Raw genomic sequence first — 13860 nt, 5'->3', positions numbered from 1 at the left:
TATATATAATTATGAAGAAAGTATTAATGAAAGGCGCTTTTTATGCGTTGATTATTGGAGTTTTATCTTCTTGTTCAGTTCAGAAAGAAACAAGGGCAAAGAACGTTAATCTTCCGGATAAAAAAGAAGTGTTGGAAGTTTCACGAAGAGCAAATCAATATTTTATGAACAAATGGCCGGATCCGGGAAAGGAAGTTGTCGGCAAAAAAGTATGGCCGAGCAATCTTTGGACGCGGGCTGTTTATTACGAGGGATTAATAGCATTATATAAAGTAGATCCTAAAAAAGAATATTACGATTACGCCATCGACTGGTCTCAAAAGCACAATTGGGACATGATGCGCGGAACCTACACCCGAAATGCCGACAATCAGGCTTGCGGACAAACATATTTAGACCTTTACGAGATTGACGGAAGGAAAAATCCGGAAAGAATAAAATTAGTGAAAGCCTCGATGGACAGTATGATCACCTCCAAAAAATCAGATGACTGGTGGTGGATTGATGCACTTCAGATGGGAATGCCAATTTTTACAAAACTGGGCAGAATTACGGGTGAGCAAAAGTATTTCGATAAAAACTACGAGATGTATGCTTTTACCAAATATAAGCATGGCGGAAATGGTTTGTACAACCCAAAAGATAAACTTTGGTGGCGAGACAAGAGTTTTGTTCCGCCTTATAAAGAACCTAACGGTGAAGATTGCTACTGGAGCCGCGGAAACGGTTGGGTAGTTGCTGCTTTGGTACGTACGCTGGAGGACACGCCAAAATCCGACCCACATTATCAGGAATATTTGCAGGATTATAAAGATTTGTTATCAGCTTTGCTGCCCATCCAAAGAGAAGATGGCTTTTGGAATGTAAGTTTACATGACCCAAACAATTTCGGGGGCAAGGAAATGACGGGAACCGCTCTGTTTGTATATGGAATGGCGTATGGAATCAATAAAGGTTTAATTGATAAGAAAACGTATTTACCCATTGTTGTGAAGGCCTGGAATGCAATTGCAAAAGATTCGGTTCAGCCTAATGGATTTCTGGGCTGGGTACAGGGAACAGGAAAAGAACCTAAAGACGGTCAGCCACTTGCTGTTGACAAAGAACCTGATTTTGAAGATTATGGTTTAGGCTGCCTGTTACTTGCTGCCAGTGAAGTGTATAAATTGAAGTAACGTTTTTATTACCATAAATTTCACAGATTTGCACAACTGATTGCGTCTAATTTGACAACTTAAATAAAGTATAGCATAAACATCTGTGTAGATCTGAGAAATCTGTGGGAAATCAATAAAGTCGGACTTTAGCTTACTATAAATAAGAATCAACCTAAGGCTTTAGCCAAATTTTATAGTTTTGGCTAAAGCCAACAATAGAATGTACCTTAGTAAATGGGCTAAAGCCCATTTCTATTGATGTTTTTTAGAGAACTGAATTAATTTTAATAGATGATTTCAAGTATTGAACTTTTAATTCTTTGTTTGGCTACATCGAATCATTGATTAAAAAAAAAAAGAATTATTATTGTAAACATGACACTACAAGATGCGCAATCGATTTCATAGTATTAATTTTCAAATTCAATCCATAAGATAAAATTATGAATGCATTATTAGGAGTTTTTTTTCATTTCTTAGGAGGCTTTTCTTCAGGGAGTTTTTATTTGCCCTATAAAAAAGTAAAAGGCTGGTCATGGGAAACGTATTGGCTGATAGGAGGCGTTTTTTCCTGGGTCATCGTTCCGCCATTGGCTGCCTTTATGACCATTCCTGATTTTTGGGAAATCATTCAGAGTGAAAGTTCTTCCATATTGGGACTGACGTTTTTGTTTGGTGCTTTGTGGGGAATTGGCGGTTTTACTTATGGTTTAGGAGTCAGATATTTGGGTGTTGCGCTTGGGAGCAGCATTATTTTGGGACTTTGTATGATATTCGGATCATTGGTTCCTTCTATTTATTATGAATTTTCTCCGCAAACAGGAAAAGACAATATCGGTTTACTGTTTTCCAGCAATTGGGGACAGTTTGTGTTATTGGGACTTCTGGTTTGTGTTATTGGAATCGTCATCAGCGGAAAAGCAGGGATGATGAAGGAAAAAGAGCTGCAAACCGGTTCAATAGATCCTCATGGTGTAGAAGTAAAAACGGAATATAAATTCGGGTTGGGAATAATAGTTTCCATCATTTCCGGTGTTTTAAGTGCATGTTTCAATTTCGGACTGGAGGCAGGAAAGCCAATGGCCATTGTAGCCAATGAAGCCTGGAAACTAGCAAATCCGGGACAGGGAGAATTTCTTTTTCAAAATAATGTAACCTATGTGGTTGTTCTTTGGGGCGGGATGGCAGTCAATCTGATCGGCTGTCTGTATTTGGCTTTTAAAAATAAATCTTACACCGACTATACTAAGAGAAATGTACCTGTTGCAAAAAATATCATCTTCTGTGCGCTTGCCGGAACCATGTGGTTTTTACAGTTTTTCTTTTATGGTATGGGTGAAAGTAAAATGGGAAATGGGGCGAGCTCGTGGATTTTACACATGGCATTTATTATCTTCATTGCTAATTTGTGGGGAATCATTATTAAAGAATGGAAAGGAGTTTCCAAAAGAACCATTACTACCATTGCTGTTGGAATGATCGTCATGTTTATTTCTATTTTGATGGTAGGGTATGGCAATTCCTTAAGATAGCCTTCCCCCTGTTTCATTGACGGTTTCACAATATCTATTCATATAGTTTCAGAGTTAAAAAATAACTCAATAAGGCACTGATTGTTTCAGTGTCTTTTTATTTAAAAGCAATTAACTCTAAAAAAAGGGGATCTGTTTGAAATAGGAATTTATAATTCACGGTTTAGTTAAGTATTTTATTGAATGATTGATAATTTACACGTGATTTGTTGATTATTTTAAAATATAACTTAAATATTTGCAGTTAATTGTGGTAAATTATGAATATTGCAATACAGGATATTGCAGGATGCCCGGATTTTTGTAACGGTGTATTTTGGTAACATAAAAATTAACATATGTCTTTGATAGTTAAACACAAAAATATAAAGCGAATAGTCTTTCCGGCATTTATGCTTTCAACAAGTTTTGTCTGGGGGCAAAAGGCGGTAAACGATACTGTGAAAAACACAAAAGATATTGAGGAAGTAGTTGTTATCGGTTATGGTAAAGTTAAGAAGTCAGACTTAACAGGATCTGTTTCTTCAGTTTCTGCAAAAGATTTAGCAGCTACACCGGCAATGAACGCTTTACAGGCACTGCAGGGAAGAGCTGCAGGTCTGAATATTGTGACTGCAGGCGGTGCCCCGGGAGCCAGCGCCAATGTTACGATCAGGGGAGGTTCTTCCATTACCCAAAGTTCTGATCCACTTTATATTGTAGACGGTTTCCAAATGGATAACGCTTTGAATGTGATTAATCCTAATGATATTGAAAGTATCGACGTACTAAAAGGAGCTTCTGCGATTGCCATTTACGGAGCCCGTGGTTCCAACGGTATTATTGTTATTAAAACTAAAGGTGGTAAAAAAGGAAGAACGGTTATCAACTATAATACGTTCATGTCATTTGATATGCTTTCAAAGAAACTGGATATGCTCTCAAATCCGGAACAATATGTAAAGTATCAGTACGAATTGGGAATGCTTCAGTCTAAGCCATCAGCGTGGAGTAATGTTTTTGATAATAATTTGGGGACAGATTCACCAGGGTTTTATTCCGGAGCCTATCAGAGAATTGCCAATCGCTACGGGTCTGCTTCTGCATTAGACTGGCAGGAGAAAATGTTGGGCGGAACGGGAGTAACTCAGAACCACAACATAAATATTTCTGCAGGAAATGATAAAACACAGGCATTCATTAGTTATAATTACAATAAGCAGGAGGGTCTGCTTCAAAATTTTAACGAAACAAGAAATTCATTACGTGCCAATATCACTTCGGAATTGTATAAAGGAGTAAGAGTAGATTTCAATACCATGTTTACGAACAATTCTGTAAACGGGGGAGGAGCCTATTCCGGGATGAAAAAAATTCTTCTTCAGCCTATCACCGGAGGTACATTGTTTACTCAGGATCAGCTGTTCAACAATCAGACTTTTCCGGATTTTTCAGCGTTAGATTCCGGTTTCGATACAGAAAATCCATTCATAGAAAATCAGGCATCTACTTCCAACAAGCGTACAAGAACATTCGTAGCCAATGCAGGGGTCGAATTTGATTTCCTGAAAAACTTTACATGGAGAACTGCCGGACAATATAGCTGGACAAACAGTAAATCAACATCTTTTTCAGATCAGAATTCCCGTGCCTTTCTTACAGATCCTGTCAACACAGGGATTAACGGAAATATCGCCAATGCGGAAACATTCCGTTATCAGATTACCAATACTTTAAATTATAATAAAACTTTTGGTGAAAAACATAAAGTAAATGCTTTAATCGGGAACGAAATCTGGTATGAAGAATCCGAAGGAAGCAGCATGAAACTTACAAAATTCCCATATCCTAATTTCGGATTAGATGATATTGCCAACGCAACGGTAGCTGATAAAAATACAGACCGATCAAGTATGAGCTTACTTTCCTATTTTGCCCGTGCGAATTACAATTATGATAATCGTTATTTAATTACAGGAACAATACGTGCGGACGGTTCTTCAAAATTTGCGAAGGATATTCGTTGGGGATATTTTCCATCAATAGCAGGTGCTTGGCGCGTTTCTCAGGAAAACTTCTGGAAAGATCATAAGATCAATAATTTTGTTAATGATTTTAAATTAAGAGTGGAATACGGGGCCACTGGTAATAACGGGGTTGCTAATCATTTATGGAGAACCAATGTTCTGCTTACAGATTACCCGATGAACAATATCCAGGGATATCCTGCCTATGTTACAAGCACAAACTGGGGAAATCCATATCTTCAGTGGGAAGAACTGAGAACAACCAATATTGGGATAGATTTGGCTCTTTTTAGTAACAGAATTAAATTAACTTCCGAATGGTATAATAATAACGTCAGCAAAATGCTTTTTGAAAGTGTACTTCCCGTTTCCTCAGGCTATTCAAGACAATATCAGAATATTGGTTCTATGAGAAACAGAGGAATGGAATTCACATTAAATACCATCAATTTAAAATCAGAAAATTTCAGATGGACAACAGACCTTAATATTTCTTTCAATAAATCTAAAGTTCTTTCTCTTGAAAACGGACAACTGAATAAAACGTTCAGTGTCGGAGGAAGCAGAACGGGAATGGTAACCTATTATGCAACTGTGGGAGAAGAATTGGGTGATATGTACGGATATGTTTATCAGGGAGTTTACACGACTGATGATTTTACCCAAAATCCAGATGGATCATTAACCTTAAACCCAGGTGTTGTAAAGCCTGCCAACGGAACTCCTAAACCGGGAGATATGAAATTTGCTGCTGATAATGAAGCGGGTGATCAGTTTACAAGAAAAATGCAGAAGATAGGAAACGGTACTCCGGATTTTATCGGGGGAATCAGCAATAACTTCTCCTACAAAGGCTTTGACCTGGCTGTGTTTATGAAATTTAGCGTTGGTAATGATATTTATAACGCAACCAAGCAAAGTTTAAGTCCATACGCCATGTTCCAGAATGCTCCTTCAGAATTCGGAAACAATTATTATCATTTGATTGATCCTAATACGGGACAGGCAACAACAAATTTGGTTAGGCTTAAAGAGCTGAATCCTGATGAAGGTTCAAGACTGTGGAGCTTAAGCAATACAAATACTGCAAATATTGCCTACCCATCATCGTATTATGTAGAAGACGGTTCTTATCTGAGAATTGCCCAGGTAACATTAGGATACTCTTTTCCTAGAGAATTTTTAAATAAAGTGATGCTAACCAATGCCCGTATCTATTTTACCGTTAATAATCTGGCGACAATTACAGGGTACTCAGGGTATGATCCTGAAGTTTCGGCGGCAAGCGGGGTAACTGTGACACCTGGATATGACAGCTCTACATATCCTCGTTCACGAAGCTATGTTCTTGGTCTTAACTTAACTTTCTAATACTATTTAAATCATGAAAAATATACATAAAACTCCCGTATTGCTAAGAAAACTGGTCATTCTTCCCTCAATTTTCGTCGCCGTTTTAGCGATGAATTCATGCAGTGACGATTTTCTGGATCAGCCTGCCTACAATTCATTGGATACAGAATCTGTATTTAAGAATATAGATACTGCAGAGATGTTTGTTCTGGGTTGTTACAGAGGTATAGTTCCAACTGAAATGTATTATCAGCTGGGAGCGGGAGACACCGTAACCCACTCTTCAGAAGATGGCTCTACCAATAATTCCAAGTATAATATTGCCAATTACAAGTATGATGCCTATACTCCGAATACGGTAACAGGAATTTACGCTGCGATGTATGCCGTTATTGAAAGAACAAATATTGCCGTGAGCGGGTTAAGCAAAATGGAAGCCAGCACAAAACGTGATGCTTTACTGGCTGAGGTTAAGGCTATTCGTGCATTTTGTTATTATAATTTAATTCGGGTGTACGGAGATGTTCCTTCCGTTTTTAAACCTTTGGATGAGATGGATCCTAATGATCCGAATACATTATATCCAAAACGTACTTCAAGAGACGAAATTTACGATCGCATCATTACTGATCTTCAGGAATCTGTAGGTAACATTCCAAATTTTGGTCAAAGTGGCTATGCAACAACAGAGCGTTTAACAAAACAGGGAGCTAATGCCTTATTGGCGAGAATCGCTCTCTATGCCGCAGGGTATTCCCTTCGTTGGGACCTGAATACCGGAAGTGGGGCGATGATGTCGCGCCGCAGTGATAACAGCAGGATTCAGCAGTTATACCAGATTGCGGATAATGCGTGTGCTGCTATTATTAACGGAGGAACAAACTCTTTGGTACAGGCTCAGGGCGGCAAAAGTGGTTTCGAAGCGTTATGGTTCAATTTCTGCCAGAGAAAATTTTCAGTGACAAACTCAGAAATCCTTTGGCAGGTTGCTGAATACGGAGCAAATACAAATTCATCTTTTGGAGTATATGCCAATGAAGGTTCCCGTGGAGGAGCATATGGATCGAGAAAGACATTACAATTCATTCTTCCAAGTTATTATTTATCTTTTAATCAGGGAGATAGCCGTAGAGACGTTTCTTGTACTTCTTACAGTGTCTATTTCTTAAATAATGGTAATGCAGGTGATACCTGGGTGAATGCCGGAACTACCTATTCCTGCATCCTGTCAGGTAAATTCAGGATGGGATGGTGTATTGCGCCTCAGGCGGCAGATGCACGAAATTTAAATATTCCTGTTTTAAGATATGCAGATGTTTTATTAATGTATGCAGAAACTCAAAATTACTTAAACGGAGGCCCTACTGCTGCGGGAACTTCTGCTTTTATGCAGGTAAGAAACCGTGCCGGAATCGGAAGTGTACCGGTTCCTTCCGGCCAGCAGGCATTTGAAGCCGCTATTGTTCAGGAGCGTAAATGGGAATTTGCGGGAGAGTTTAACCTTCGTACAGATTTGATCAGAATGAATCGTTTGGCAAGCGAAATTGAGGCAACAAAACAGGCGATGAAAAACTTGTCAAACAAAACGGGAGCCTATGCAAATACACCTGTTTACCGACTCTATAAACTCGAAAAAAATGCACAGATCTATGGTGATCCGTTTTTGGCATTAAAATATATTGATATAACGAGCCCCGCAGAAATTGCAGTCATTACTAATGTTCCAACGGGTTCTGCAGATTTCGACAATTATCAGATTGCATTAAGAGCTATTGTAGCAGCACACGGGCAAGCCACAGCAATAGATGATAAATGGTATCCTACGAATATGTTCCAGGCTTACAACAGTACATTTAACAGCAATGCGAAAAAGACAGCCGGATTTTTAGGAGGTGCTGCAGGCCAGCTTCAGATCGGCAGTATCATCTATACCAAGCCAACAGGTTCAGCAGAAAACGGAGGAACATATCCGAATTGGATAGAAGGGGGAGGAGACGGTCTTTTCTATGGATTCGTACCAAATAAAACAGAATTGTTGCCTTTTGCTGCGCAGTCTGCAGGTCATCCGTTAGTAGATAACCCAAATCTGAGTCAATTACCCGGATATTAATTCAAATAAAATTTACCATTAAGAAATTTAATAGATATGATTTAAAGGTTAAGCTAAAATAGTATGCTTTAAAAACATCTTGGATGTTCCTTAATAGATCTGAACCTTTTAAATTTCTTAATGTTTAAAATAAAAACAACTATTAGCACAAAATTATTAATCAAAATAATCTGAATCAGATTGATATAAGATAATTATACTTAAACGTTAATTTATCTTTAAATACAGTATTTACCAGTATAGTACGGGATGCTGTAAAAGATATTACAGTCTAATTTTGGATAGAAATTCAGAAATATAAGTAAACAAATGGAAAAAGTTAAAACATTCAAATACGTAGACTATTTATGGGACGAAAACAAAGCAGCATCTTTAGGAAATGACCAGGTGGCTTTATTTTTATACCGCTCAAATATATTAGGGGCAGATTTAAGAATCACGAATTATGGAGGAGGTAATACAAGTTGCAAAACCATCGAAAAAGATCCGCTAACCAACGAAGAAGTTGAGGTGATGTGGGTAAAAGGTTCAGGTGGTGACATCGGAACTCTGACAAGAAAAGGAATTGCCGGATTATACACACAAAGATTAAGAAACCTGAAAAATGTGTACCAAGGCTTAGCAGATGAAGACAGAATGGTAGGCTTATTCAATCACTGTATTTTTGATCTGGAAAGCAAAGCGCCTTCTATTGATACGCCTTTACATGGTTTACTTCCATTCAAACATATCGATCATCTTCATCCCGATGCCTTAATTGCGGTAGCTGCGGCAAAAGACAGTGAAAAAATTACCAAAGAAATCTGGGGCGACACCATGGGTTGGGTTCCCTGGCAGCGTCCGGGCTTTGATTTAGGATTACAATTGGAAAAATGTTTAAACGATAATCCTGGAATCAGAGGAATTGTTTTAGGAAGCCACGGACTATTCACCTGGGGAGATACTTCTTACGAATGTTACATCAACAGTTTGGAAGTTATCGAAACAGCCTCTGAATATATCGCAAAAAAAATCGAAGAAAACGGACAGGTTTTTGGCGGACAAAAAGTGGAATCTCTTCCTGCTGAAGAACGTAAAAACAAAGCAGCACAATTGATGCCTTTGTTGAGAGGGTTAGCATCTTCTGAAAGCAGAATGGTTGGTCATTTTACCGATAGCGATGTGGTGATGGAATATATCAACAGCAATGATCTTGAGCGTTTAGCGCCACTAGGAACTTCTTGTCCTGATCACTTTTTAAGAACAAAAATTCAACCGTTAGTGTTGACTTTAGATAAAAATGAAGATGTAAGCGATTCTAAAGCTATTTTAGATAAATTAAACCCTCTTTTCGAACAGTACAGACAGGAATACAAAGAATATTACGAAACTTGTAAACATTCAAACAGCCCAGCAATGCGTGATCCGAATCCGGTAATCATCATTTATCCGGGGGTAGGAATGTTCAGTTTTTCAAAAGATAAGCAGACAACGCGTGTTGCCAGTGAATTTTATGTCAATGCAATCAACGTAATGCGTGGAGCAGAAGCCATTTCGGAATATACATCTTTGCCAAGACAGGAAGCTTTTGACATCGAATATTGGCTGCTTGAAGAAGCAAAGCTGCAGAGAATGCCGAAAGAAAAACCGCTTTCAAGAAAAATAGCGATCGTAACCGGAGCAGGAGGCGGAATCGGACAAGCCATTGCTGACAAAATGGTTCAGGAAGGGGCAGTTGTCGTTTTTACAGATTTAAATCAGGAAGCTTTAGATACTGTCACGGAAAAATACAGCAAAGATCAGGCGGTAGCCGTTACTTGTGACGTGACCAGTGAAGATGCCATTGCAAATGCTTTTAAAGAAACTGTTTTAGCATTTGGTGGAGTAGATATTCTGGTTCATTCTGCAGGTTTAGCGATTTCTAAATCATTGGAAGACACCACAACAAAAGACTGGGATTTATTAGAGGATGTTTTGGTAAAAGGTCAGTTTTTGATCGCGAAAAATGGAGTGGAGATCATGAAAAAGCAAAATTTAGGCGGAGATATCGTAAATATAGCCAGTAAAAACGGCTTGGTTGCCGGACCAAACAATGTTGCTTATGGAACTGCAAAAGCAGCTCAACAGCACATGACAAGATTATTGGCCGCTGAATTGGCCGCAGATAAAATCCGTGTTAATGTAGTAAATCCTGACGGAGTGATTGTGGGAAGCAAAATCTGGGAAGGAGCCTGGGCAGAAGGCCGCGCAAAAGCAAACGGAATTTCTGTTGAAGAACTCCCAGCATTTTACGCAAAAAGAAATTTATTAAATGAAATTATTCTTCCTGAAGACATCGCCAACGGCGTTTTCGCTTGTGTTGCAATCTTAGATAAAACAACAGGAAACATCATCAATGTAGATGGAGGAATGGCAAATGCCTTCCCAAGATAATATATTAAAAAATTTAACCACAAAAGTCACAAAAGTTCACAGGTAATTGAAAGGAATTCTAGAAAAGATCAAAAAAGCTTAGGCAATATTTCATTTTTCTTTTCCTTTTTTGAACTTTTGTACGTAATATTAAATAAAAGCTTTTGTGACTTTTGTGGTAAAATAAATTTAAAAATCAAACCATGATTATAGGAAAAGATATCATTGAACAATACAATAAAAGCGAAATTGAAAACTTTACAACAGATTTCGATTTTCTACAAAATAAACTAACAAAATCAGGCGCCAATGTTGCGGAGATTGTCAACAAAATTGCTGATTTCCAGGTAGCTATTCCGAGTTGGGCTTTAGGAGCGGGAGGAACCCGTTTTGGAAGATTTTCTTACGGTGGCGAACCTTCTTCTTTAGAACAAAAATTAGATGACGTTGGATTAATTCACGCTTTAACACATTCTGCGGGAGCTGTTTCTTTGCACATACCTTGGGATATTCCGGGTGATGTGAAAGCGATTAAAGAAAAAGCTGCGTCTCATGGACTAGTTTTTGACGCCATGAATTCTAACACATTCCAGGATCAGGCCGGAGCAAAACATTCCTACAAATTCGGTTCTTTGAACGCTGTTAATGAAGATTCAAGAGCTTACGCTGTAGAACACAACAAAGAAGTAATCAGAATAGGAAAAGAATTAGGCTCAAAGAGCTTAACCGTTTGGTTGGCAGACGGAGCAAGTTTTCCGGGGCAGTTGAATTTCCAAACGGCTTTGTCAAATACTGAAAAAAGCTTACAAGAAATCTACGCAGGAATGCCTGAAGACTGGAAGCTTTTCATTGAATATAAACCTTATGAACCCAATTTCTATTCAACAACCATCCAGGATTGGGGAACATCGTTTATGCTGGCCAATGCTTGTGGAGAAAGAGCTTACACGTTGGTAGATTTGGGTCATCATTTACCAAATACCAATATTGAGCAAATTGTTGCCACCTTAATGTACAAAGGAAAATTGGGTGGATTCCACTTCAACGACAGCAAATATGGAGATGATGATTTAACGGTGGGTTCTATTAAACCTTATGCTTTATTCTTGATTTTTAATGAGTTGGTGTACGGGATGGAAAACAATCCAAACAATCCTTATCCAGCCTGGATGATCGATGCAAGCCACAACATCAAAGATCCGTTGGAAGACCTATTACAGTCTCTGGAAGCTATTTTAATTGCTTATGCTCAGGCACTTTTGGTTGATCAAAAAGCATTAAAAATGGCGCAATTAAACAACGATGTCGTTGCAGCGCAGGATATTTTGCAGAATGCGTACAGAACAGATGTTCGTCCGTTACTAAGAGCAGCAAGATTGCAGACAGGAGCGGCTTTAGATCCAATCGCAGCTTACAGAAGCTTAAAGGTAAGAGAAAATTTAATTACCGAAAGAGGATTAGAAACCAAAGCAACCGGATTATAAAATCCTGTTTTAAAATTGATAATTCAGCTTTTGAGTGCAATCGAAAGTTTTTATTATATGTATCCTTATATTTTTATCATTAAGGTTGAAAGTGTTTAGATGAGTAGGATTTTAGGCATTGCTGCTTTAAGAAATGAGTGGATTTTTTCTTGTTGCATCTTACAATCTGAACACTCCTTAATGGTTGAAAATAATATTTAAATGAAAATCTAATTACAATTAATTGTATTACTTTGCTAAGTGAAACGCCTTGCGATCTTAAAAACGTATAGTAGTCAAAAAATCTTTGCGAACTTTGCGTTATAAAAAACAGATAAGTGTTAGTGAAAAATTTCGCTAATTTGTGTTTAGATGAAGAGATTGCTTCGTCGCTTATGAACTGTGTTCGCAGACCTTCAGTCTGTTCGCAATGACAAAAAATAAATTCATCACAAGAATGTCTAAAAAAAAGAAGGTAACCATAGTATTTGATATTGGAAAAACCAATAAAAAGTTCTTTTTATTTGATAAAAACTATAAAGAAGTTGTTCGTGAATATACAGAATTACCGCTCACAACTGATGAAGATGGTTATCCTACGGAAGATCTTGCAGCCCTTCAAAACTGGATAAAAGATAATTTTAATGCCATTCTTGACAATGAAAAATACGAAGTAAAAGCCATCAATTTTTCCACGTATGGAGCGAGTTTTGTGCATCTGGATCAGAAAGGAAATGTTCTGACACCTTTGTACAATTACACCAAGCCGATGGATGATGAAATTCTTGATCTATTTTATGAAAAGCATGGAAGCAAACTGAAAATTGCCCGCGAAACAGCATCACCTCAAGCAGGAATGCTGAATTCTGGCCTGCAATTATTCTGGTTGAAATACAAGCATCCGGAAATATTCAGAAAAATCCGTTACAGTCTACATTTACCCCAGTATTTATCGTATTTGTTTACCGGGATTTGTGTGTCGGAATTTACTTCAATAGGCTGCCACACGAATTTGTGGGATTACGACAAAGCTGATTACCACGACTGGGTGTATGAGGAAGAAATAGATGCTTTATTGCCGCCAATTGTACCGACTTCTGCGAGCATCAATACTTCTTACCGAAACAAAAAAATTAAAATCGGTGTTGGAATTCACGACAGTTCTTCAGCGTTATTACCTTATATTTTAAGCAAAAAAGAACCTTTTTTATTAGTTTCAACAGGAACATGGAGTATTTCTTTAAATCCATTTAATGATGAAAGTCTTACCGATGAAGATATAGAAAACAATTGCCTGAATTATATGCGCATCGATGGAAAACGCGTAAAAGCCTCCCGTTTTTTCATGGGAAATGAATATAAAATTCAGGTTGAAAAATTATGTGCGTATTACGGAAAAGAATATGGTTTCCACAGAGAAGTGCAGTTTGATCAGGATTTGTATCTGCGTTTAATGAAAAATAAAAATATCTATTTTCGCTTTGAAGGAATTATTTTAAAACGGAAAATGATTACCGCAACAGATTTAAATTCATTTGCAACTTTTGAAGAAGCCTATCATCAATTGATGATCGAACTGATGGATTTACAGATTCATACGATCACAAATGCCATTGGAAATTCAGAAATTACAAATATTTACATTGATGGGGGATTCACCGATAATGATGTATTTATGAAACTGATGTCTCACCATTTTCAGCATTATAATGTGATGTCTACACATTCTCCGTTAGGTTCTGCGTTGGGAGCTTCCATGGTGATTTCCAACAAGAAAATAGACGAAACTTTTTTACAGCAGCATTATCAGATGAAAGTGCTTCAACCGTTAATTCTTAATTTATAAAT

At 37.7% G+C, this 13860-nt stretch carries 7 protein-coding genes; all 7 read left to right on the top strand.

What is annotated here, in order from left to right; genetic code table 11:
* The first annotated feature begins 11 nt into the window (after positions 1 to 11).
* Entirely contained in the window at positions 12 to 1175 is a 1164-nt protein-coding gene (locus MP478_RS16605; RefSeq protein WP_257201067.1) for a glycoside hydrolase family 88 protein, read from the top strand.
* Positions 1176 to 1600: 425 nt separating this feature from the next.
* Complete coding sequence (gene rhaT / locus MP478_RS16600; protein WP_257201066.1) at positions 1601 to 2689, top strand: L-rhamnose/proton symporter RhaT; 1089 nt, start codon at positions 1601 to 1603, stop codon at positions 2687 to 2689.
* Positions 2690 to 3027: 338 nt separating this feature from the next.
* The gene (locus MP478_RS16595; protein WP_257201065.1) at positions 3028 to 6066 is read left to right on the top strand and encodes a TonB-dependent receptor; all 3039 of its coding nucleotides are present in this window, start codon (positions 3028 to 3030) and stop codon (positions 6064 to 6066) included.
* Positions 6067 to 6079: 13 nt separating this feature from the next.
* Entirely contained in the window at positions 6080 to 8158 is a 2079-nt protein-coding gene (locus tag MP478_RS16590; protein ID WP_257191304.1) for a RagB/SusD family nutrient uptake outer membrane protein, read from the top strand.
* Between the two features lie 309 nt (positions 8159 to 8467).
* Positions 8468 to 10570, top strand: coding sequence for a bifunctional aldolase/short-chain dehydrogenase (locus tag MP478_RS16585; protein ID WP_257201064.1), 2103 nt, complete (start codon positions 8468 to 8470; stop codon positions 10568 to 10570).
* Between the two features lie 182 nt (positions 10571 to 10752).
* Positions 10753 to 12033, top strand: a complete 1281-nt coding sequence (locus MP478_RS16580) for a sugar isomerase (RefSeq protein WP_257201063.1) — start codon at positions 10753 to 10755, stop codon at positions 12031 to 12033.
* 436 nt (positions 12034 to 12469) lie between these two features.
* A complete protein-coding gene (locus MP478_RS16575; RefSeq protein WP_257191307.1) occupies positions 12470 to 13858 on the top strand; it encodes an FGGY-family carbohydrate kinase in 1389 nt (462 codons plus the stop codon).
* The last annotated feature ends 2 nt before the right edge of the window (positions 13859 to 13860 follow it).

Origin of the sequence: Chryseobacterium sp. WG14 (assembly GCF_024586945.1) — a bacterium.
Lineage (GTDB): Bacteria > Bacteroidota > Bacteroidia > Flavobacteriales > Weeksellaceae > Chryseobacterium.
Note: the sequence above shows the minus strand (reverse complement) of the source record. Positions and strands in the feature narration are given on the sequence as shown.